The 23698-nt window shown below is 42.1% G+C and carries 16 protein-coding genes, 1 tRNA gene and 1 pseudogene; 3 read left to right on the top strand and 15 right to left on the bottom strand.

Annotated features, from left to right (window positions below):
* Window positions 1-196: 196 nt before the first annotated feature.
* Window positions 197-280 (bottom strand) — tRNA-Leu (locus tag INE92_RS16800).
* 164 nt (window positions 281-444) lie between these two features.
* On the opposite strand from INE92_RS16800, the gene INE92_RS16795 reads away from it, so the two are divergent.
* Window positions 445-1527, top strand: coding sequence for a mannose-1-phosphate guanylyltransferase (locus INE92_RS16795; RefSeq protein ID WP_004310696.1), 1083 nt, complete (start codon window positions 445-447; stop codon window positions 1525-1527).
* Between the two features lie 147 nt (window positions 1528-1674).
* On the opposite strand, the gene INE92_RS16790 is transcribed toward INE92_RS16795, so the two are convergent.
* From INE92_RS16790 to rpsO, 3 genes are all read right to left on the bottom strand, one after another.
* Complete coding sequence (locus tag INE92_RS16790; RefSeq protein WP_015531745.1) at window positions 1675-3324, bottom strand: AMP-binding protein; 1650 nt, start codon at window positions 3322-3324, stop codon at window positions 1675-1677.
* Between the two features lie 35 nt (window positions 3325-3359).
* The gene (locus INE92_RS16785; RefSeq protein WP_009038953.1) at window positions 3360-3935 is read right to left on the bottom strand and encodes a helix-turn-helix domain-containing protein; all 576 of its coding nucleotides are present in this window, start codon (window positions 3933-3935) and stop codon (window positions 3360-3362) included.
* A gap of 185 nt (window positions 3936-4120) precedes the next feature.
* Window positions 4121-4390 (bottom strand): 30S ribosomal protein S15, encoded by a 270-nt coding sequence (gene rpsO / locus INE92_RS16780; protein ID WP_004296393.1) that lies wholly within the window; start codon window positions 4388-4390, stop codon window positions 4121-4123.
* A 155-nt stretch (window positions 4391-4545) separates the two neighbouring features.
* On the opposite strand from rpsO, the gene typA reads away from it, so the two are divergent.
* Entirely contained in the window at window positions 4546-6345 is a 1800-nt protein-coding gene (typA, locus tag INE92_RS16775) for a translational GTPase TypA (protein WP_004317549.1), read from the top strand.
* Between the two features lie 90 nt (window positions 6346-6435).
* On the opposite strand, the gene INE92_RS16770 is transcribed toward typA, so the two are convergent.
* The 5 genes and pseudogenes from INE92_RS16770 to pckA all read right to left on the bottom strand — a co-directional run bounded on the left by INE92_RS16770 (window position 6436) and on the right by pckA (window position 13214).
* Complete coding sequence (locus tag INE92_RS16770) at window positions 6436-6960, bottom strand: chromate transporter (protein WP_004317547.1); 525 nt, start codon at window positions 6958-6960, stop codon at window positions 6436-6438.
* A complete protein-coding gene (locus tag INE92_RS16765; RefSeq protein ID WP_004317546.1) occupies window positions 6957-7514 on the bottom strand; it encodes a chromate transporter in 558 nt (185 codons plus the stop codon). Before INE92_RS16765 ends, INE92_RS16770 begins: the two co-directional genes overlap by 4 nt.
* A 31-nt stretch (window positions 7515-7545) precedes the next feature.
* Window positions 7546-10031 (bottom strand): annotated as a pseudogene (locus INE92_RS16760) (glycoside hydrolase family 95 protein).
* A gap of 117 nt (window positions 10032-10148) precedes the next feature.
* A complete protein-coding gene (locus INE92_RS16755; protein ID WP_009038949.1) occupies window positions 10149-11456 on the bottom strand; it encodes a MutS-related protein in 1308 nt (435 codons plus the stop codon).
* Between the two features lie 150 nt (window positions 11457-11606).
* On the bottom strand, window positions 11607-13214 hold the full coding sequence (pckA, locus tag INE92_RS16750; RefSeq protein ID WP_004317539.1) for a phosphoenolpyruvate carboxykinase (ATP): 1608 nt from the start codon (window positions 13212-13214) through the stop codon (window positions 11607-11609).
* A 280-nt stretch (window positions 13215-13494) separates the two neighbouring features.
* Between pckA and upp the strand changes: the two genes are divergently transcribed.
* Complete coding sequence (upp, locus tag INE92_RS16745; RefSeq protein WP_008023141.1) at window positions 13495-14148, top strand: uracil phosphoribosyltransferase; 654 nt, start codon at window positions 13495-13497, stop codon at window positions 14146-14148.
* A 4-nt stretch (window positions 14149-14152) separates the two neighbouring features.
* On the opposite strand, the gene INE92_RS16740 is transcribed toward upp, so the two are convergent.
* The 6 genes from INE92_RS16740 to ahcY form a co-directional block, all read right to left on the bottom strand.
* Window positions 14153-15028, bottom strand: a complete 876-nt coding sequence (locus tag INE92_RS16740) for a helix-turn-helix domain-containing protein (RefSeq protein WP_134985630.1) — start codon at window positions 15026-15028, stop codon at window positions 14153-14155.
* 38 nt (window positions 15029-15066) lie between these two features.
* Window positions 15067-16704, bottom strand: a complete 1638-nt coding sequence (locus INE92_RS16735) for an efflux MFS transporter permease (RefSeq protein ID WP_004323802.1) — start codon at window positions 16702-16704, stop codon at window positions 15067-15069.
* A 49-nt stretch (window positions 16705-16753) separates the two neighbouring features.
* The gene (locus INE92_RS16730; RefSeq protein ID WP_008642648.1) at window positions 16754-17845 is read right to left on the bottom strand and encodes an HlyD family secretion protein; all 1092 of its coding nucleotides are present in this window, start codon (window positions 17843-17845) and stop codon (window positions 16754-16756) included.
* Between the two features lie 22 nt (window positions 17846-17867).
* Window positions 17868-19199, bottom strand: coding sequence for a TolC family protein (locus tag INE92_RS16725; RefSeq protein ID WP_008642650.1), 1332 nt, complete (start codon window positions 19197-19199; stop codon window positions 17868-17870).
* A gap of 282 nt (window positions 19200-19481) precedes the next feature.
* Window positions 19482-21995 carry a YfhO family protein gene (locus INE92_RS16720; protein WP_195436225.1) on the bottom strand — a complete coding sequence of 838 codons (2514 nt, stop codon included), beginning with the start codon at window positions 21993-21995 and terminating at the stop codon, window positions 19482-19484.
* Between the two features lie 151 nt (window positions 21996-22146).
* A complete protein-coding gene (ahcY, locus tag INE92_RS16715) occupies window positions 22147-23565 on the bottom strand; it encodes an adenosylhomocysteinase (protein ID WP_008642653.1) in 1419 nt (472 codons plus the stop codon).
* Window positions 23566-23698 lie beyond the last annotated feature (133 nt).

Genomic DNA, 23698 nt, shown 5'->3' with positions numbered 1-23698 from the left:
ACCTTGATGGTTCTTCAACTACTCAACATATTGATTTTCATTAGCATTACAAATTGCAAAGCAATCAATATTTAAAGGCATTCAACCACATTTAGCGAGGGAGAGAATGAAGTTCTGTGGGAACAAATTGGGAACAGATAAGGTAAAAAGAAAGCAGCTAAGTATTGATATACAACAACTTAGCTGCTTTACTTCGTACCCAGACCCGGGGTCGAACCGGGATGGAAGTGAATCCACTGGTGTTTGAGACCAGCGCGTCTACCGATTCCGCCATCTGGGCGCATACTTGATTTCTCAATTGCGGTGCAAAGATACGACATTATTTTGATTCCACAATAGTTTGGCAAAAAAAAGGAGAAAAAAATAATAAAACATATCTTAAACACTTCTCTATTCAGAGAATAAACCGTACATTAGCAGAAACTTTAAAATAGAGTCACTATCATGACAAACCAGGATAATTATTGCGTGATTATGGGTGGCGGCATTGGAAGCCGCTTCTGGCCGTTTAGCCGCAAAACATTGCCCAAACAATTCTTAGATTTCTTCGGAACGGGCCGTTCACTTTTACAACAGACTTTCGACCGGTTCCAAAAGGTTATCCCAACAGAAAATATTTTCATCGTTACCAATGCAATGTATGCGGACTTAGTGAAGGAACAATTGCCCGAAGTGAACGAAGAACAGATTCTGCTGGAACCCGCAAGACGAAATACCGCTCCGTGTATAGCATGGGCCGCTTACCACATCCGGGCACTGAACCCGAACGCCAATATCGTAGTCGCTCCTTCAGACCATTTAATTTTAAAAGAGGATGAGTTTCTTGCCGCTATCGAAAAAGGACTTGATTTTGTTTCACGCTCGGAAAAGCTACTGACATTAGGAATTAAACCCAATCGCCCGGAAACAGGGTATGGATATATACAAATAGACGAACCCGCAGGAGAAAACTTCTATAAAGTAAAAACATTCACAGAGAAACCGGAACTGGAATTAGCTAAAGTATTCGTAGAGAGCGGAGAATTTTATTGGAATTCCGGCCTATTTATGTGGAATGTAAATACAATCATCAAAGCAAGTGAAGATTTACTGCCTGAATTAGCTTCCAAACTGGCACCGGGAAAAGATATTTATGCCACCGACAAGGAGAAAGCATTCATCGAAGAAAACTTCCCAGCATGTCCTAATGTATCCATCGACTTCGGCATTATGGAGAAAGCGGATAATGTGTATGTATCATTAGGAGATTTTGGCTGGTCCGATCTTGGAACTTGGGGATCACTTTATGATTTATCGGAAAGAGACCCGGAAGGCAATGTTACGCTGAAGTGCCATTCACTTATATATAACAGTAAAGATAATATGGTAGTACTTCCGAAAGGCAAACTGGCCGTTATCGATGGACTGGAAGGATTTCTGATAGCCGAATCGGACAACGTTCTTTTGATTTGCCGCAAAGATGAAGAACATGCTATCCGTAAATATGTAAACGACGCCCAAATGCAACTGGGCGATGATTTCATTTAATAACACGCAACCTGACGCCGGAGACAAAACCGGATAAGAGCATACAAATAGTGAACGGTGAACAAACTGCATAATTGATTGCAGAGAGTTCACCGTTCACTGTTTATAATCAAAAAACTTTGTGTGTCTTTAAATAATCATGAGTTTCTAAATAATCTCTATTCCCTGCTCCTTGCAAAGTTGCAGTCCCAGATCTTTCAATCTGAACTTCTGAATCTTTCCACTACCCGTCATCGGGAATTCATTCACAAAGAAGATATATTTCGGAATCTTATAACGAGATATTTTATTTCTGCAGAAATCACGTACATCGGCTTCCTGCATTTGTACTCCTTCCTGCAAAATAATAAATGCTCCGACTGCCTCACCATACTTTTTAGAAGGAATACCAGCCACCTGAACATCTTTCACTCCATCAAGCTTATAAAGAAACTCTTCTATTTCGCGCGGATAAATATTCTCGCCACCACGAATAATCATATCTTTGATACGTCCGGTAATCCGGTAATTTCCATCTTCATCCTTAATACCCAAGTCGCCGGAATGCAAGAAGTTGTTTTCATCAAGCACTTCCGCCGTTGCTTCCGGATTCTTATAATATCCTTTCATGGTATTATAACCACGGTTACACATTTCACCTTGTACCCCAACCGGACATTCTTCACCTGTTTCAGGATCAATCACCTTCACCTCCGTAAATTCGAAATCATGTCCTACCGTATTACAACGTACATCGAACGGATCATCAATACGGGTGGCCGTCATACCGGGAGCGGCTTCTGTCAATCCGTAGACGCTGGTCACCTTCATATACATCTTCTCTTCCACCTGCTTCATCAGTTCGACAGGACACAGAGAACCTGCCATAATACCTGTACGAAGACAAGACATATCAAAGAGATCGAACATCGGATGATGCAATTCAGCAATAAACATAGTCGGCACTCCGTAAAGAGCCGTACAACGTTCTTTATGAATAGAGGCCAGCACAACCAACGGGTCGAAACGTTCTACCATCACTTGTGTACAACCATGAGTCAGACAGTTCATGGTAGCCAATACTACCCCAAAACAATGGAACAACGGAACGCAACAACAAAGTTTGTCATCTGCCGTGAACTTCATGTGTTCACCAGTCAGAAATCCATTATTGGTGATATTATAATGTGTCAACATCACCCCTTTCGGGAAACCGGTAGTGCCCGAGGTATATTGCATATTTACTACATCGTGACAATCCACTTTGCTTTTTAGTTCGTTCAAACGGCCATCTTCCACATTATCTCCCAACAGCAGAATCTCCGCTGTATTATACATACCACGATGTTTTTCCTGACCTACATATACTACATTTCTCATATATGGAAAGCGTTCGCTCTTCAAATGTCCACGCTCACAAGTCTTCAATTCAGGAAGCATCGTGTATGTCATTTGCACAAAATCACTATCCTTCTCACCATTCACAATACAAAGTGTATGCATATCCGAGTTCTGGCAAAGATACTCCAACTCCGATTGCTTGTAGTTCGTATTCACTGTAACATATACCGCACCAATCTTCGCGCAGGCATATAGCAATGTCAACCAATCGGGAACATTAGCCGCCCAGATACCCACATGAGTACCACGTTCCACACCAATGGCAATAAGCCCTTTTGCCATATCATCCACACGACGGTTCAACTGACTCCAGGTAAAACGGAGATTTCGGTCGGAATATACGATATATTCCTTATCGGGAGTCTCTTCAGCCCAGTGCTCCAGCCACTGCCCCAAAGTACGATCAAATAATTGCATGTAATTATACTTAAGTCTTGGTTCCTACTATTTCATTAAATCGGTGTGTAAACTACTGCCAGGATTTTTGCAGCCTGTCCCTCATAAGCATGTACATGATGAGGAACAATGGAATCATAATAAATGCTATCACCCTCTTCCAGCAGATAGGTGTTCTTGCCATAGCTGATTTCCATGATACCTTCCATAACCATGATAAACTCTTCTCCTTCATGAGAAGAAAGCACGAAGTCGGTATCTTGCGTCGGCATCACATCGATAATAAACGGTTCCATGTGACGGTCCGCCTTTGACTTGGACAACGAGTGATATTCCATGTGTTTGCGAGAGTGAATCGCATTATTGGAAAAACTGATCGCATCTTTGGCTTCTTTCTTACGGCATACGACCGGTCCGACTTCATCCTGATCATCAAGGAAAGTACCCAGACGTACTCCCAACACACGCGCAATCTTAATCAGCGGTGCGAGAGAAGGTATATCAATGTTATTCTCAATACGTTCAACCTGTTCGATAGCCAAACCTGAACGTTGCGCCAACTCTTCTATGCTTATTGATTTATCTTCGCGGAGGGCTTTAATTTTCTCGCCAACAATCTTACTTGTATCCATTTTGAAAGCATTTTAGTTATCAAAGGTGATAAATTATAATAATTAAGCTGCAAAAATAGCAAAATCTTTAGATGAACACAATTATAACCGAAGAAAATACGACTATCAGGAAGAAAAAGAAGAAACTAAAAAAAGCCGCTCCTCTATCATGAGGAACGGCTTTAAATCTTTTCGCGACAAGTAGATTACTTACGCAAACCTAGCTCTTTAACAATAGCACGATATCTTTCGATATCTCTTGCTTTCAGGTAGTCGAGTAAGCGACGACGCTTACCTACCAACATTGTTAACGCTCTTTCAGTACTATAATCTTTTCTGTTGAGCTTCATGTGCTCAGTCAGGTGAGAAATACGGTAGGAAAACAATGCCACTTGGGCCTCAGCTGAGCCGGTGTCAGTGTTAGACTTTCCGTACTTTCCGAAGATTTCTTGCTTTTTAGCAGCGTCTAAATACATAATTCTTAGAATTTTAATTGATAATTTATTCTTTTGAGCGTGCAAAGATAGGCATTATCTTTATATCACACAACGATTTACAAGAAAAAATTGCTATCATTGCGCATATTTCTAATCCTATTTTCGTACCTTTGCAGCCAAATAATAGGTATTATATGCAAAATATTCGAAACATTGCAATCATTGCCCATGTTGACCATGGGAAAACAACGCTGGTTGACAAGATGCTATTGGCCGGAAATTTATTCCGCAGCAACCAAAATAGTGGTGAACTTATCCTGGATAACAACGATTTGGAACGTGAACGTGGTATAACGATTCTCTCCAAAAACGTATCCATCAATTACAACGGTACAAAAATTAATATTATTGATACTCCGGGACACAGCGACTTCGGTGGTGAGGTAGAACGTGTATTGAATATGGCCGATGGCTGTATTCTGTTGGTAGATGCCTTCGAAGGTCCGATGCCCCAGACTCGTTTCGTACTGCAAAAGGCGCTCGAAATCGGTTTGAAACCCATTGTGGTAGTTAATAAGGTAGATAAACCTAACTGCCGCCCGGAAGAAGTTTACGAGATGGTTTTCGACTTGATGTTCAGCTTGAACGCAACGGAAGATCAGTTGGACTTCCCCGTGATTTACGGTTCCGCCAAAAACAACTGGATGAGCACCGACTGGCAACAACAAACTGACAGCATCACTCCGCTACTGGATTGTATCGTCGAAAACATTCCGGCACCGCAACAGTTGGAAGGTACTCCCCAGATGTTGATTACTTCTCTGGATTATTCTTCTTATACCGGTCGTATTGCCGTAGGTCGCGTACATCGTGGTACATTAAAAGAAGGTATGAATATAACGCTTGTGAAACGTAACGGCGATATGTTCAAGAGCAAAATTAAAGAACTCCATGTTTTCGAAGGTTTAGGCCGTGTGAAAACAAATGAGGTTTCTTCCGGTGACATCTGCGCGCTGGTAGGTATTGACGGATTCGAGATTGGAGATACAGTTTGTGATTTCGAAAGTCCGGAAGCACTGCCACCCATCGCAATTGACGAACCGACCATGAGTATGTTGTTTGCTATCAACGATTCTCCTTTCTTCGGTAAGGATGGTAAGTTTGTGACTTCACGCCACATCCACGACCGTCTGATGAAGGAACTCGACAAGAACCTGGCCCTCCGCGTAAGAAAGAGTGAAGAAGACGGTAAATGGATTGTTTCCGGCCGTGGTGTACTCCACCTTTCTGTATTGATTGAAACAATGCGTCGCGAAGGATATGAATTGCAGGTAGGTCAGCCACAGGTTATCTTCAGAGAAATCGACGGTGTGAAATGCGAACCGATTGAAGAGTTGACCATCAACGTACCGGAAGAATATTCCAGCAAAATTATTGATATGGTTACCCGCCGTAAAGGTGAAATGGTAAAGATGGAAAATACAGGCGAACGCATCAATCTTGAATTCAATATGCCTTCACGCGGTATCATCGGTTTGCGTACCAATGTACTGACGGCCTCTGCCGGTGAAGCCATTATGGCACACCGTTTCAAAGAATATCAGCCGCACAAAGGAGAAATTGAACGTCGTACCAATGGTTCTATGATTGCTATGGAAAGCGGAACAGCTTTTGCTTACGCCATCGACAAATTACAGGATCGCGGTAAGTTCTTTATTTTCCCGCAGGACGAAGTCTATGCAGGACAGGTAGTAGGCGAGCACTCTCACGACAACGACTTGGTTATCAACGTAACCAAATCGAAGAAGCTGACGAATATGCGTGCTTCCGGTTCGGATGACAAAGTACGTCTGATTCCGCCTATCCAGTTCTCACTTGAAGAAGCATTGGAATATATTAAGGAAGACGAATATGTAGAAGTTACTCCAAAGGCAATGCGTATGCGTAAAGTGATTTTGGACGAAATCGAACGTAAACGTGCCAACAAGAACTAACCATTCTTTCATTATATTATAATAGAAATCCTGGTGAAACGCAGTGTTTTACCGGGATTTTATTTTTTTCTGTAAGTATCACAAGCATTACTAATACAACAACAATCCTACCACACCCGCCAGACAAATCAACAGGATAGGGTGAAGATTCCATTTCCATGTAACCAAAAAGGCTGCCGCAAAAATACCGATACTTTTATAGTCCATAAAATTTTCTCTATTCATCATAAGCAATGCAGCCGAAGCAATCAAAGCAACCGACATAGGTAGCAGTCCGGACATAGCCGCCTTAATATACTTGTTATCCTTACACTTCGCAAAGAAATAAGAAATGAGCAACACCAGAATAAAAGAAGGTAAACAAACCGCTACCGTAGCTAGCACCGCTCCCCACACGCTTTGCGTTACCGCATACCCTACATAAGTAGCACTATTGATACCAATCGGCCCCGGAGTCATTTGCGAAATCGCCACCACATCCGTAAACTGCTGGGGAGTCAGCCAATGATGAATATCCACTATCTCATGTTGAATAAGGGAAAGCATCGCATATCCACCTCCAAAACCGAACATACCTATTTTAAGATACACCCAAAGTAATTGCAAATATATCATACCTCTTTATTCATTATTTTTTCTTTCAACCACAATGTATATACCAATCCTCCCAGAATTCCTGCCAATACAATATAAATAGGAGACAGTCCAAACTGCCAAATCAAAAGAGTAGCTATGGCAGGAGCAACCAACTGAAGGTATTTCAGTTTCAGAGCTCTTACAGCAGAAATACAAGGAAACAAAATCAACGCTACCACGGCAGGACGTATTCCATTAAAGATGCGAATCATCACTTCATTATCTTGAAACCGTGCAAAAAACATGGCTATCAGCATCATAATAACAAAGGAGGGAAGAATCGTAGCCAAAGCACATACCAAGCTCCCACCCACTTTATACAACTTATATCCTACAAAAATAGAAATATTCACAGCAAACACACCCGGTAGTGACTGCGTCAAGGCAAACATCTCCATGAATTCTTCCTTACTCATCCACTGTTTGGCAACTATCTCCCGTTCAATTAACGGAATCATGGCATAACCGCCACCAATAGTAAACATTCCAATCTTCGCAAACGTCACGAACAATTTCAAATACTCTAATACCATTCCTACTTTCTAATTTTCCGATATTTTCTATTTACTGTCTAATAAGTCCTTTAGTCACATCATATTCAATCCGGTAACTACGCCCTTTCACCGTTTTAAAAGAAAGAGTCTTATCAGCATACTTTATCACACAGTTTCCTCCCGCATTAGAATGAACCACAGCTTCTTTCAGCTGATTATTCTCCCAAACCATATCCACTTCACCTTTGCACAGATACCACTGACAGCCCCACCCTTCCATGCATCCGGCAAAGCAGGCAGCAACTGAATAAAGCCTATATGACTTTGAAGCAACATCTCGGTAATACCGGCTGTTCCGCCAAAGTTTCCGTCAATCTGGAAAGGCGAATGTGTATCCCATAAATTATCCAGCGTGCCGTTCTTCAACAAATTGCCAAACAAGGTATAAGCATGATTACCATCTTGCAAACGCGCCCATTGATTCAACTTCCAGCCCATGCTCCAACCAGTAGCCCCGTCACCACGATGCACCAGTACTACTTTAGCAGCTTTCGCCAGTTCGGGAGTGGTGACCGGAGAAACCGTATGCCCCGGATGCAGTCCGAACAAATGATTCACATGGCGATGCTCGTCTTTCGGATCATCAATATCTACCGACCATTCCATCAACTGACCATACCGCCCTATTTTATAAGGAACGAGATTGGCAAGCACATGCTCCCACTGCTTACGTTCTTTCTTATCTACGCCCAACACTTTGCTCGCCTCGATTGCATCCAGCAAAATCTCACGTACAACGGCATGCACAAAGGTAGCACCCTGATCGATAGGCCCATGCTCCGGCGAAGTAGATGGAGCAGCCGTATATGTTCCATCCGGTTTATGCCACAAATAATCGACAGCAAAGTCCGCACTACTTTTTATCAACTCATAACCCGTTTCTTTCAGGAATGTAAGATCTCTTGTATAATCATAATACTCCCAGATATGAGTAGCCAACCAGGGACCTGCCATAGGATTGAAGTTCCACGACATATCCTGACTTTCCAACGGAGTGGTAAATCCGAATATATTTCCGGAAATGGATGCCGTCCATCCTCTGGCACCAAAATAAGATTTCGCGGTCTTTTCGCCCGGTTTTACCAGCGTACGAATGAAATCGACCAATGGAAGCATACATTCATTTAGGTTAGTGGAGCAGGCCGGCCAATAATTCATCTGAATATTGATATTATTATGATAGTCCACACGCCACGGTCCATCGACATTATTATGCCAGATACCCTGCAAATTCGCCGGCATATTGCCTGGACGGGAACTTGAAATCAACAGATAGCGACCGAATTGAAAATATAATTCTTCCAGATCATAATCCGGCTGTCCTGCCCGGTAGTTTTTCAAGCGCTGGGGAGTCGGCAGATTTCTTCCCTTGATCGCCGGATTCAGATTCAATTTAACCCGATCGAACAAAGCAGCATAATCATTGTAATGCTGACTAAACAAAGCAGTATACCCCTGTGACACTGCGTTATTCATCCATTCCTTGGTTGTTTCTTCCGGATTGACACCCACATACGTCTTCGGATCTTTAAAATCCGGATCAAAGTCAGGTTTATAATCAGTATCAGCCGTAATATAAAACACAACTTCATCCGCACCTTTCACCATCAGTTTTCCATCTGCATTAGACAAGGTTCCGCCTTTTGTCTCCGCCTGAATACGAACGACATATTTCATTCCGTTATTGTCCAGAGATGCGGAATACACCAGTCCTTTATTACTGTCAGAAGCCATATTCCCGGTAGACACCGGATTAGGCGCATAACTGAAAACCAAGTTTTGTTTACCCGGTTGATCCGCACTGAAACGCATCACCATCACATTGGCAGGATAAGAAATGAAATAATTGCGCTGATAAACCACATGATCCTTTTTAAACTGAACAACTGCCATTGCAGAGTCCAAAGAAAGGATACGTTTATAGTCACTCATCCCTATAATATTCAATCCCGTTTCTACATAAAACTCTCCCATGGTAGTAAAACTGCCGAAACGGAAAGGTGTTTCTCCGTCAGCATCATAAGACACCTCACTGTTGAAGTTTTGACGTGTCAGCATTTCAGCCTTTTCCTGATTTCCTTCCGTAAATGCCTTACGTATTTCATCCAAAAGATGAGCCGACTGTTTATTGACATTCCAATAATAGTCCGCCCCTTTCGCTGTATTCGGACCGCCACGCCAAAGCGTTTTTTCGTTAAAGGTAATACGTTCAGCTTCCACCGACCCCATGATATTCGCACCTAAACTACCATTCCCTATCGGTAATGATTGCGATTCCCAAGCGGGATCCGGATTATGACCTGCATTTCCTGCTGTTTCCGGTTTATCACCACCTTTCCACAGATCCGGTCTTCCCCCATACCACACGGCATACCCCTGCAAAGTATTGGGAGTATCAAACCAGATGGAAAGTCCTTTGGTATAATCAGTTTCACCCGCGTAAAGTCCGGAGACAAGAAACAAAGAGCAGATAAGAAAGAAATAGAGTTTCTTCATGGTTGTCGCATTATTATTCAAGATTATTCTCTCGTATATGGTTTGTACAAAAGTAATCAAAATATGCCTTTAATAAAAATAAAATACTGTCTTAATGGACACAATAATAAGGTGAAACTATATCAAACCGGCCAGTAGTTTTTTCACGACCCAATATCCTACCCTAGCCTCCGAAATCCCCTGCAATAGCCGATGATGACAAACAAATGCATCGTCAATAATTTCCGCTTCCATATAATAAAAACAACAGGCAGGATCTTTTTCAAATGCTTTCGCATACTCCAGAATATGAGTTGATATAAGGAAATGGCAACAAGAGAATCTTTTCAATAATTCATTGACTGCAAGAGAAGCCTCAAAAGCATCCTTAGCGTTAGTTCCGCGAAACATTTCATCCAAAACGACCAAACAACGTTTTCCTGTAAGCGCTTTTTGCATCACTTCTTTTATACGAAGAACCTCTGCCATGAAATGGCTTCGCCCGTCACGCAAAGAGTCCGGCAAATTAATAGAAGTATAAATACCTTCGTAAAGAGGACAAACCATTGACTTCACCGGGACAGGCAGTCCACAATGCGCCAGCCAGACAGCCAAAGTCAGTGCTTTTAAAGTGGTTGACTTTCCCGCCATGTTAGAACCCGTAAAAATACTGATATTTCCCCGAGACATCACCCAGCTATTCTCCCGTACATTTTTCACAAAAGGATGAACTACACCCTCAACCGAAAAATCCATTGTTTCCACCACTTTCGGTGTACAACAGAAATTTTTCTCTCTCGCTACCCGGTGAGCTGTCCGACAGACATCCAATAAATACAAAACTGATAATAATTCTTTCAAAGACAACAAACGGGTACATCGAAATAGATAATCGTATTTATCTATCGTATAATTAGATAGCCGCCTTTCTTCGCCAGAAGTCTGTTCCAAGACTTCACCTAATTCACTTCCGGACAAAATATCATTCACCATACGGGCTGACTCCTTCATCAATTGTGGGGCATCCTCATCCAATTCTTTCGCCCACCTCTCCAAACAATGCAGCAAATGTATTACCAATTTCACTCCCCGACAAATAACATAACGGGTTGAATCATATCTCAACAGGCGATCTATGACAGTAGCACATGACAGTAAGACGTGTGCTTCCCTGATCTGGTCGCGATAAGCCAGATAATATTCAATAAAATCCAGTTCTTCTTCATTCAAAAGAAGTTCAGGTAAAGCATCCCACGCAACAGCCTCCTGCCTTTTGCGGATCATATCCAAATCACTTAGCGGATACATAACCCAGTTCATCATCAATGATTTTCCTTCTTTCGTCTCTGTTTTAGAAAACAAAGAGAAAAGAAACTGCTCATTGTTTGCAGTCTCCGTTATGCTTAAATCCGCATAGGTCTGTTTGTCTGTATCCAGATACGTCATAGCTGTCTTTAAAAGTAAATAGTCTCGTTTTGACAAATATAGGAAAAAAAACTAAACAGACAGTATTCCTTTTCATAGAAAGACACAGTATAGCAATAAAAAAGGCGGTTCGAAATCGAACCGCCTTCCATATTATATCTGATTCTCCAATTAGAGTTTCGGACCAGCAGCAACCAAAGCCTTACCAGCTTCGTTACCAGTAAATTTAGCGAAGTTCTTGATGAAACGTCCAGCCAAATCTTTAGCTTTTTCTTCCCATTGGCAAGCACATTCGTAAGTGTCGCGTGGGTCAAGGATCTTCGGATCAACACCCGGAAGTTCTGTAGGAACAACAAAGTCGAAGAAAGGAATAACCTTAGTAGGAGCTTTGTCGATAGAACCGTCAAGGATAGCGTCGATAATACCACGAGTATCTTTGATAGAGATACGTTTACCAGAACCATTCCATCCAGTGTTAACCAAGTATGCTTTAGCACCAGTCATCTCCATCTTCTTAACCAGTTCTTCTGCATATTTAGTTGGGTGCAATGACAAGAAAGCAGCACCGAAACAAGCCGAGAATGTCGGAGTCGGTTCAGTGATACCACGTTCCGTACCAGCCAATTTAGCTGTAAATCCAGACAAGAAGTAGTATTGAGCCTGTTCCGGGTTCAGGATAGATACTGGAGGCAATACACCGAACGCATCAGCCGACAAGAAGATAACTTGTTTTGCGTGAGGACCTTTAGAAACCGGTTTAACGATGTTTTCGATGTGATAGATAGGATAAGAAACACGAGTGTTTTCAGTCACGCTCTTGTCAGTGAAATCAATCTTACCGTTAGCGTCAACAGTTACGTTTTCAAGTAAAGCGTCACGTTTGATAGCATTGTAGATATCTGGTTCGCTTTCTTTATCCAAGTTGATAACCTTAGCGTAGCAACCACCTTCGTAGTTGAATACACCTTCGTTATCCCATCCGTGTTCGTCGTCACCGATCAATTTACGTTTCGGGTCAGTAGACAAAGTAGTCTTACCTGTACCAGACAATCCGAAGAAGATAGCAGAGCTAGTTCCTTCCATATCAGTGTTAGCAGAGCAGTGCATAGAAGCGATACCACGAAGCGGGTTCATGTAGTTCATGATAGAGAACATACCTTTCTTCATTTCACCACCGTACCAAGTATTCAGGATTACTTGTTCTTTAGTCTTCAGGTTGAATACTGTAGCAGTTTCAGAGTTCAAGCCCAGTTCTTTGTAGTTGTCAACTTTTGCTTTAGAAGCGTTGAAACATACGAAATCAGGTTCTCCGTAGTTAGCAAGTTCTTCAGCAGTCGGGCGAATGAACATGTTAGTTACGAAATGAGCCTGCCAAGCTACTTCCATGATGAAACGTACTTTCATACGAGTAGCTTCGTTAGCACCACAGAAAGTATCAACAACGAACAAACGTTTGCCGGAAAGTTGTTTTACAGCTTTAGCTTTCAAGTCAGCCCAAGCTTCTTCAGTACATGGTTTGTTATCGTTTTTATATTCTTCGGAAGTCCACCATACAGAATCAGCAGAAGCTTCATTCTTAACGAAGAATTTATCTTTAGGAGAACGACCGGTGTAGATACCTGTCATTACATTCACAGCGCCTAATTCAGTAACTTGACCTTTTTCAAAGCCTTCCAGACTCGGTTTTGTTTCCTCAGCGAACAAAACATCATAAGACGGATTGTGCAAAATCTCAGTCACACCTGTGATGCCGTACTTGCTTAAATCTAAATTTGCCATTTTCTTTGAATTAATTAAAATTGGTATTTTGTTTTCTATCTCTTTTCACCTTAACATGGGGAGCTTTGGATACCCCCTTGTAAATCCGGCTACAAAAGTAATACTTTCTTTGGAAAGGAAGAAGGTATTAGAGAAATTTTTCCCTAATTGAAACTCTTTTATAAATTCCTAACAATATCTGCAAACTGAATATTGCAATTTGAAAGATTATCGTTTACTTTGCAAGCCAGTATGTTATCAATACTATGAAAATGAGATTAAAATTTGATTAAAATATAATATGAAAGTAATTGATTTTGGCCAAACTAATTCGATTCTAAACCAGTACATATCCGAAATTAGAAATGTAGAAGTTCAGAACGACCGCCTGCGTTTCCGCCGTAACATCGAACGGATCGGAGAAATCATGGCTTATGAAATGAGTAAAGAGTTTAAATACTCGGTAAAGAACATCCAGACACCACTGGGAATCGCTCCGGTCAGTACACCGGACAACAATTTAGTAATCAGTACGATCCTGCGTGCTGGTCTGCCTTTCCATCAAGGTTTCCTTAGCTATTTCGACAGGGCGGAGAATGCGTTTGTTTCCGCTTACCGCAAATATAAAGATACGCTAAAATTCGATATACATATAGAATATATCGCTTCTCCCCGCATTGATGACAAAACGCTGATTATCACCGATCCTATGCTGGCAACTGGGGGGAGTATGGAACTTAGTTACCAGGCAATGCTGACGAAAGGACACCCTGCTGAAATTCATGTTGCTTCGATTATCGCCAGCCAAAAGGCTATCGATCATATAAAGAATGTATTTCCGAAAGACAAGACAACAATCTGGTGCGCAGCCATCGATCCCGAACTCAACGAACATTCTTACATTGTTCCGGGACTGGGCGATGCGGGCGATCTTGCCTACGGTGAAAAAGAATAAACGTTTAAAGATTCTTCCGATATTGCTGCGGTGAAACCCCAACCTGCTTCTTAAAGAACGTACCGAAATAAGAAGCATTGGGGAAGCCGAAAGCATTTGAAATCTCCTGAATATCTTTCTGCGTATTTTTAAGCAATGAGATGCTCTTACGAATGATAGCTTTGAATACAAGTTCCTGCACGGTATATCCGCAGATACTTTTAGAAACGGCAGAAAGATATTTAGGAGACAAACACAATTTATCCGCATAAAACTCAACACCCCGTTCCTGCATATAATATTTTTCGATTAACTGGATCAAGTGAATAAAGACTTCGTTTTTGCGTCCTCCCACTTCCCGCCCGTCATTGACGAGTTTGCGATTATAAATAGAGCAGATCCTGTACGTCAATGCAAGTAGAAGTAATTTCTGCTCATAAAGTTTAAATGAATTTTCTTCCGACTGTAACACATTGTCCAATAAGGACATATACTTTACGATCTCTTCTTCCTCACCAGTAGACCAGACACAAGAAGGTTCTTCGGGAGTAAGGCGGGAATACATATACATGGAAACAACCAGATTCCCCATAATATCCCGGATCGGTTCTATCTGATAAATCAAAATCCGTACCTCCATGTCTTCCGACTCTTGCAAAACCTGAAACTCGCCGTCTTCGGGAATAAACAAACTTTCGCCTGCTCCTGCGAAATGCTTTTTCTGATTAAGCGAAAACTGGAAATTACCCTGGCGGCAAATAATCAGCCCCAGTCCTTTCATTTGAAAAGGTTTCTTCAGTGAGGGTGGAAAATTTACAAATATCCCTTCGGAGCTACATATATTTTTCCCACTTAACAAATCGCGTTCAAACTGCAATAAACGATCTTGTCCGCTATCCATCATACTAATATATTAACAGATCATTATCAAAAACGACGCTAAGTTAGCAATTTTCGTTTAGGATAAGGAACAACGAGCACAAATATCATACAAATTAACCCACCATAAATTGTCCATCCCGCCATCTCTTTGAGTGCAGAGAGCGTGGCCTGCACCTGAATACGCCCTTTGGTAGATATAGCAGCCATGTTACGGGCTTCCGTCTCACTCTTTCCCTGATATTTCATACCTTGTACCGTACCAAGGAAGGAAGTGGAAGCATCCGGATTAAGCAGGTCCACATTTTGCGCATAACGGGTTATATAGTGTTGCTGCCGCTCCTGCAAAACATTTGTATAAATTGCTCCGCCGATACTCGGTCCCACAACCATACGCACAGTAAGCATAATACAGATCCAGGTGGAAAGATATTTAAAAGGCATACGTTGATTGGCATAAGCAGCCGTCAGCGCATACAGAATCATCATGCCTGTGGCACGGATGATAACTGCATATTTCAGACGCTCGTAAACTCCTGCTGTCTGCACCTCGAAATACATAAAAACAGCTGATAAAGACAGGAAGAAGAATCCCATCGCAAACAGATACTTAAAATGTAACCCTTTACCTCCCAACACCATAGCAATCACGGCGCCAATAGCATAACCTACCATACACCAATTACCTAATGAAGCATTTTGCAGATTATCGAGATGCATCCCCACTCCTGCAAACACATTGACAAACATAGCACTGGAGTTTATCACCATCAATAATAAGTAAAGTAATGCTCCCATACGTATAGTACGCAGTTTGAACGCATCCAGCAAAACATAAGGCGACCGGCGCGTTACGTCCATATATAGAAAAATTCCCGCAAAAAGAATACTTACAGCTGTCGCCCAACGGATAGATTCGTCATCATACCAGTCGAGTACTTTTCCATAAACCAGCACATACGTGAGACAAGTCAGCGAGATGCAAAATGCAGTGACATTGCCGAACTTACGGAAATTAATAGGAAACCTTCCGGGAAACTTATAATTCGGCATGGTAATAAACAAGAGCAAAATAGAGATCAGGAGAATCCCCATCATAAAGCAATACACATATTTCCACTCATATTCAAAGGACAGCCAAGCCGTCAATGCTGTGCCCGACTGTCCTAGAATCATAAAAAACAGATAAACAGCCGGCTGACTCACACATCTTTCAATGTCCAATTTATTCCAACCGGCAGTATCTTTCGGCTCCAACCCCGGAGTAATATTGCGGGTAGCTTCCATTCCACCCGCATACCAAATGAGTGTGAACAGATTGACCATCATCAGTACCATACGCAAGAAACCCGTCAGAAGACTACAAAGCGCCAACAGAAAAACGCTGTCTGTCTTTGCACAGATATAACTGAATATATACATGAACGCAAACCCGACAATACACATCATCTTCTCCCGCCGCACACACACCAACTGATATAGGAAAGGAGCAAAGGCTGCCATACCAATAGAAGTAACAAAGTTGGCAAACTGGATATGCTCGGATATAATGCCAAGCCCGCTCATCATTTCGGTGCTATTCACCGAATAAACCCCGCCTACCGTAAGAATCGGCAGAAAGAAAAATAACAGAATGATAATACCCAACGGTTTGGGCATCCAGCTATAGAAAGGATAATTTTTGGGATAAGAGGGCATTAATTTTTGATTTATGAATTATGATTTATGAATTATAGGTGCACGGTGGTTAGAGTTTGGCTTTCACTACTACCATCATGCCTGCTGCTAATCGTTCGTTGTCTTCTTTTGATAAATCGGTAAAGTCGATGCGTACGGGGATGCGCTGTTGGATCTTCACAAAGTTGCCTGCGGAGTTATCGGTCGGCACTAATGAATATTTGGAGCCGGTAGCTCCTGATATAGAGGTGACTTTGCCTTTAAACTCTTTATCGCTAATGGCATCTACTGTGACAAATACTTCCTGTCCGATATGCAGGTTCTCGATTTGTGTCTCCTTATAATTGGCAACGATCCATTTCTGGGTATCAGGAAGAATATAGGTGATGGTCTGCCCTGCCGAAATAAACTGTCCTTCCTCTAATGAGCGACGGCCGAGTTTTCCGTCACAAGGAGCTATTACAACCGTATAGGAAAGATTCAACCGGGCCATTTCGAGCGCAGCTGTTGCTCTTTGAATAGCCGCTTCGGTATTCATGCGACGGTAGGACACTTCATCTACACCGGAAAGAGCTGCTTTTTTCTGCCTTTTCGTAGCTTCCAGCTTCTTACGCGTAGCTTCATAATCAGTGACAATCTGTTCAAGTTGGATAGGAGTAGCCGCATTTCGTTTCACGAGGTTCTCATATCGTTTCCGGTCTTTTTCCAGTTTCGCCAAACGTACTTCAATCTCGGCAATAGACGCATCGTAAACAGATGCTGTTGTCTGCGTAGTATTGAGTGTAGCATTGATGACGGTCGCACCGGCTTGCGCATCTTTCAAGGCAGCTTCAGCCTCCATTACGCGAATTTTATATTCACGATCATCCAGTACCAGTAAAGTATCTCCTTTATGTACCTCCTGATGTTCTGTAAAGTAGATTTTGTCAATGTAACCTGAAGCACGTAGATTGATAGGAGACACATATTGTTCTATTTGTGCATCGTTACTAGTCTCCGTCTGGCTATAATTCAAAAAAAGGCAGATCACTTCAATCACTCCCCAAACAATAATAGCCACTCCGAGAAGGCTGATAGCAATCTGCCAGCGACGAAGTTTCTTCATTTTTTTTGCTTTCTCCTGATGAGTAGCGGAAGGAAGGTTATTTTCCATTGTTTCCATATTTATGATTGTTATTTGCGTATTATTTGACTAATGATTCTATTTGTCCGGTCAGTTTAAGCAGCATCAGGTTAGTCACCCGATAGTTATAATGTGCGCTGATATAGTTGTTTTGAGCTTCACTCATCTGCATTTCATCTTGCAGCACTTCCGTCATAGAAGCAATGCCTTCCCGGTAACGGTCGGAAGTGACTGCGTACACATCTTCGGCAAGCAAGTAGTTATCCTTCTGTTTCTTAAAGTTACGCTGATTGTTCATCAGGTCGTTCACAGCATTCAGATATTGAGTTTGCAGATTCTTCCGGGCATCTTCCCATGCCAGTCTTTTGTTCTCTATATCGATCATCGCCTTCTTTATTTTATAGGTTTTATCCAGTCCGTCGAAAATCGGAATACGCAAGGTTAGCCCCACTCCATAGGAACGAAACCATTGATTGGACGGACCGGAGTGGAACCAATGATAACCTTTATCCGTATATGCAGCATATCGCCAGCTGCCTGTCAGACTAAGAGAAGGGATATATCCATTAGCAATGATCTTCTTTTGCCGTTCCGCCAGTTGCACTTGCGATTGTGAGAGTTGAAGTTCATAGATATTTTCCGACAAGCCGGTCAGGGCTACCGTAGTAATGCTATCGGTATTTACCGGTGTCAACGCGATTTCCTTTTCAGCCGGATAATCCATAATGTATTTCAGCATATTCAATTGCTGTTTCATCATTGCTTGTGCATTGTCATATTGCACCTTCAGATTTTCCAAATTGATATTGACTCTTTTCAGATCGACTTCCATAGACATTCCATTATCGAAGAAAGCCTGTGTAATATCTCTCAATTCTTCCAGACGGGTGATATTTGCTTTTATCAGCATGATTTGTTCGGCCGTGACCTGTCCGAGATAATACATCTTACTGATTTGAAGAATAACATCTTCCCTGGCTTTTCCATAAGACAGACGACTGATTTCTTCCATCACTTTAGCTATGGACATAGAAGTATAAAGAGTCTGATTGAAAAGCGGCATCTGCATTTCCAGTCCTGCATTAGCAGAATGTTGCAATGTTTTCGTTATATTATAGGGAACTCCGTAAGATGAACCGTCTGTGACTGACACCGGAGGATCAAAATTGTTATTATAACCGGCTATCGCATTAATTTGCGGCAGCAGCTTCGAACGGTTTTCAGATACGCCATATTTACTTTTTTGTATTTCTTTACGTTTCCCTTCTAACGACAAGTTATTGTCAATACCAATGCGGAGACAATCCTCTAATGTCAGAATCTCTACCTCCTGTGTGTTCCCACGTAACACGAACAAGAAAAAAAAGGAAAAAATGAATAGTAGTCTTTTCATAACATAATGCTCTATTATTGGCTACAAATTTAGTAGCTTACAGCATAATAAGACTATCCACAAACTATTTGTTTATATTCATATTTTCCTTTTTCAATGAACAAACAATAAACAACTACTCTCATAAAACATCACACTTAATATGTTTCTATGAACAGTGTTTGTTTTTCGTATTTTTTTAGTGAATGTAAAATAAGGGCGGCGCTCTTTGTGAGGAGGAGTGCCGCCCTTATTTTATAACCTTACCATACATTATGAAGGTTAATGACTATTACATTTCGCTTAAGACTTCTTCGCAATCTTGTTCCGCTGCGTCCACGCAAGAACCATAACTCCGATCAACAACAAAGTCAGTGCCGCATAAGCAATACTTTCTGTAACCTGTATGCTTTGTGGATCAAACCACATTTCGATGGTATGTTCCCCTGCCGGTACATTTATCGCACGCAAGATATAATCTGCACGGGCAATATCGACGAGCTGACCGTCAATAGTCGCCTGCCATCCCGGATAATATATTTCGGAGAAGACAACAACTCCGTCTTTAGGAGTGGAAGCCTTGTAGACCAAACGATTCGGCTCGTAACTAGTCAACTGGATGGTAGATAGAGAATCTTTATATCCTTCTGTCACACCTTTCAATTGTTCTTTAAACTTCACATCCACTACGGCTGTTTCCGTTGGAAGAATATCATTCAAAGCGTCGATTTCTTCATTTGCATTATTTACATACTGCACCTTATCTACGAACCATGCATTGCCGTATGCATAAGGATTTACCACAGGAACAGCCTGCCCTTGCTCGCCGGCAGGGAAAATGAAGTATTTTGTATTCAGCATATTCAGTACACGGAATTTGGAAGCGTCTACACTGTCCATCTGTCCGCCGGCAGTAGCCACCGCCTGATAGGTTTCCTGCATTTCGGGCATGATATGATGATCGATCATTTCCTGATAGCGACGGAGCTTCGCTGCATGATAACCACCGACACTCTTATGCCAGTATGCCGTGTTGTTTTCATTAAACGTATTACCGGGGAAGCCTATAAAGTTCAACACACGATAATTTAAAGTAGTATCCTGAAGGATCATCTCATCCGTCTGTGTTTTAACAAACGCTTCTGTCTGTTTGGATTTCGGCACAAACTGTTCGTCATTCAAATAGCGTTTATTAATGCTCCACATATCTATCAAACATAAAAGCGCAATACCAGCCAATGTGAAAGAAGCTTTCAACTTCCGCTGTTGATATAAGAATAAAAACAGGCAACCAATCATTATAATAAAGAAACTACGCCATGCGTCCGAAGCAATAATAGCTTCACGCATTTCAGTCAGGTTTGCCACAAACGGAGCCAAATGTTCGGCTGGAAGTGCTTGTTTCAAAGCAGCCATCTCTTGTGTCGTAATAAAACCGGAGAAGAAAGCACCCGGAGCAACAGCTAAAATCAACGCAACACCAGCAGTCAGTACCAAAGTGGCAATCACCCCTCCACGGTTCTCTTTCAACTTCAGCGTATCCGGTTTGCTCAAAATCTCTTTCAAAGCAAAAATCGCCAACAAAGGAATGGTAAATTCAGCAATCACCAGAATGGAAGATACAGCACGGAACTTATTGTACATCGGGACGTAATCGATAAAGAAGTCCGTCAATCCCATGAAATTCTTTCCCCATGAAAGCAGAATCGAGAAGATAGTAGCTCCTAGCAATGCCCATTTCAGAGGACCTTTCACTATGAAACAACCCAATACGAACAGGAACATCACAAATGCCCCGACATATACAGGACCGGCTGTCCACGGTTGCTCACCGAAATATTGCGGCAACTGCGAATAAATACCACTATACATTGGATTGGCCTTTGCCATAGCAACTTCGCTTTGCGACATCGTAGACCCTGATCCTCCTCCTTTTACGTTCGGAACCAGCAACGTCAATGTCTCGCCGATACCATAACTCCAGTTGGTTATGTAGTCACGGTCCAACCCGCTACTTGCCTGGCTGGCCGCAGCGCCCTCCTGCTTCAATTCGCTCTTGCCGCGCATCGTCTCCTTACTATATTCATAAGTATGATACAGATTGGAGATATTGATGCAAACTCCTACCACGGCAGCCAATACCAAAATTGCGCTGGCCTTGAAGAAATGGGGCAGTTCTTTCTTTTTATAAGCATCTTCAAAGTACGCTCCCACGAAGAACAGGATCACAAACATGAAATAATAGCTCATCTGAATGTGATTCGACTGAATCTGAAGGGCGATGAACAGTGCTGTAATAATTCCACCCAACAAGTATTTCTTCCGGTAAGCCAGAACGACACCCGCAATCGTAGGTGGAATATAAGCCAACGTCACAAACTTCCAAATGTGCCCTGCCGGTATCAGAATGAAGAAATAGGAAGAAAATGCCCATATCACTCCGCCCAATCCTGCCAGCCAGGCTGATATTCCGAAGGCCCGCAAAAGGATATAGAATCCGAGCATCATAATAAAAGTCAGCACTACATAATCCGGGAGAAAGAGGCGATAAACCTTCTCCACCCCTTTCAGGGACGTTGTCGAGTCGTAACTCGGAGACATCTGATAGGTAGGCATACCTCCAAAAATCGAATTCGTCCAGCGCGTACGTTCTCCGGTACGTTCGAGATACTCTTTCGATTCTTGTCCCGCGCCGACTCCGGCAGCCGTGTCATGCTGAAACAAGATACGACCTTCAATATCAGCCGGGAAAAAATAGGCGAAAGAAAGAATGATAAAAGCCAGAATAGCTATTAAGTCGGGAAGAAACTTTTTCATTTACAATGACACGATTTACTATTTACGATTGAAGTTTGAATATAAAATAAATTACGATCTGACAATCCAATATTTACAATTGATAACGGTAGAATACCGATCTCCCACATTTATCAATCGTAAATAGTAAATCGTCAAATCGTAAATCTAATTAGTATCTATAATGATCTGCTTTATAAGGTCCGTCCACTGACACACCAATATAGGCAGCCTGTTCAGGAGTCAACTTAGTCAGTTTCACGCCGATCTTTTCAAGATGCAGGCGGGCAACTTCTTCGTCCAGATGCTTCGGCAAGCGATATACATTGATATCATATTTCTTGTTGAACAGTTCTATCTGCGCCAATGTCTGATTAGTAAATGAATTACTCATCACAAATGACGGATGACCGGTTGCACATCCCAGATTTACCAAACGACCGTCAGCAAGCAGAATGATGCTGTGACCATCCGGGAAATAATAACGGTCTACTTGTGGTTTGATGTTCACACATTTGATACCCGGATAATGTTTCAAGGCATCTACCTGAATTTCATTATCGAAATGACCGATGTTGCAAACGATAGACTGATCTTTCATTTTCTCCATGTGGTCGATACGGATAATATCGATATTACCTGTAGTAGTCACAAAAATATTGCCTTCCATGCAAGCTTCTTCCATAGTCACCACTTCAAAGCCTTCCATGGCAGCCTGCAATGCACAGATCGGATCTACTTCCGTCACGAGTACCCGCGCTCCGTAAGAACGCATAGAATGAGAACAGCCTTTACCCACATCACCATAACCACATACTACCACCACTTTTCCGGCAATCATCACATCCGTTGCACGCTTGATACCGTCAGCCAGCGATTCGCGGCAGCCATACAGGTTGTCAAACTTAGATTTTGTGACCGAATCATTCACATTGAATGCCGGGAACAACAGTTTGCCTTCTTCCTGCATCTGATACAAACGGTGTACGCCTGTCGTAGTTTCTTCAGACACGCCACGCATTTCTTCCGCTACACGATGCCAGCGAGTACTGTCTTCCGCCAACACTTTCTTCAAGATTGCATTCAGTTCTATTTCGTCCTCTGCATGTACTTCTTTATCCAATACGGCAGCATTATTCTCTGCATCATAACCTACGTGAATCATCATCGTAGCGTCACCGCCATCATCTACAATCACATTCGGTCCTTTACCACCTGCAAAGCTCAATGCTTGCAATGTACACCACCAATAATCAGCAAGAGTCTCCCCCTTCCATGCAAACACAGGCACACCCGTAGCAGCAATTGCAGCCGCCGCATGATCCTGCGTTGAATATATATTACAAGAGCACCAACGTACTTCAGCTCCTAAAGCCACTAACGTTTCAATCAGCACAGCCGTCTGAATGGTCATGTGCAACGATCCCATAATGCGGGCACCTTTTAACGGTTTGGATTCTCCATACTTTTCGCGAAGAGCCATCAGGCCGGGCATTTCTTTTTCTGCCAAATCGATTTCCTTGCGTCCGAAATCAGCAAGCGTAATATCTGCCACCTTATAGGGCAGAGTAGAGAATAATTCTGTAGACATATTGTAAATCATTTATATATAATGGATGCAAAGATAGAACATTCTGATTAGTAGGGCAAAAGCTATCCGTTTTTTTTATATTATAATAACTTGGGAGGCAATCCGCGTCTCGGAATATTGTCTTATATTTGCA

This window comes from Bacteroides xylanisolvens (assembly GCF_018289135.1).
Classification (GTDB): Bacteria; Bacteroidota; Bacteroidia; order Bacteroidales; family Bacteroidaceae; genus Bacteroides; species Bacteroides xylanisolvens.
This window is presented reverse-complemented; position numbering and strand designations above follow the sequence as displayed.

Bases quoted from the DNA above. Each gene is read 5' to 3' on its own strand.
- INE92_RS16720 (WP_195436225.1), bottom strand. From the start codon at position 21,995: ATGAAAAAGTTTCTTCCCGACTTAATAGCTATTCTGGCTTTTATCATT.
- INE92_RS16755 (WP_009038949.1), bottom strand. From the start codon at position 11,456: ATGACGTATCTGGATACAGACAAACAGACCTATGCGGATTTAAGCATA.
- INE92_RS16785 (WP_009038953.1), bottom strand. From the start codon at position 3,935: ATGGATACAAGTAAGATTGTTGGCGAGAAAATTAAAGCCCTCCGCGAA.
- pckA (WP_004317539.1), bottom strand. From the start codon at position 13,214: ATGGCAAATTTAGATTTAAGCAAGTACGGCATCACAGGTGTGACTGAG.
- typA (WP_004317549.1), top strand. From the start codon at position 4,546: ATGCAAAATATTCGAAACATTGCAATCATTGCCCATGTTGACCATGGG.
- rpsO (WP_004296393.1), bottom strand. From the start codon at position 4,390: ATGTATTTAGACGCTGCTAAAAAGCAAGAAATCTTCGGAAAGTACGGA.
- INE92_RS16725 (WP_008642650.1), bottom strand. From the start codon at position 19,199: ATGAAAAGACTACTATTCATTTTTTCCTTTTTTTTCTTGTTCGTGTTA.
- INE92_RS16790 (WP_015531745.1), bottom strand. From the start codon at position 3,324: ATGCAATTATTTGATCGTACTTTGGGGCAGTGGCTGGAGCACTGGGCT.
- upp (WP_008023141.1), top strand. From the start codon at position 13,495: ATGAAAGTAATTGATTTTGGCCAAACTAATTCGATTCTAAACCAGTAC.
- INE92_RS16795 (WP_004310696.1), top strand. From the start codon at position 445: ATGACAAACCAGGATAATTATTGCGTGATTATGGGTGGCGGCATTGGA.
- INE92_RS16730 (WP_008642648.1), bottom strand. From the start codon at position 17,845: ATGGAAACAATGGAAAATAACCTTCCTTCCGCTACTCATCAGGAGAAA.
- ahcY (WP_008642653.1), bottom strand. From the start codon at position 23,565: ATGTCTACAGAATTATTCTCTACTCTGCCCTATAAGGTGGCAGATATT.
- INE92_RS16740 (WP_134985630.1), bottom strand. From the start codon at position 15,028: ATGGATAGCGGACAAGATCGTTTATTGCAGTTTGAACGCGATTTGTTA.
- INE92_RS16770 (WP_004317547.1), bottom strand. From the start codon at position 6,960: ATGATATATTTGCAATTACTTTGGGTGTATCTTAAAATAGGTATGTTC.
- INE92_RS16765 (WP_004317546.1), bottom strand. From the start codon at position 7,514: ATGGTATTAGAGTATTTGAAATTGTTCGTGACGTTTGCGAAGATTGGA.
- INE92_RS16735 (WP_004323802.1), bottom strand. From the start codon at position 16,704: ATGCCCTCTTATCCCAAAAATTATCCTTTCTATAGCTGGATGCCCAAA.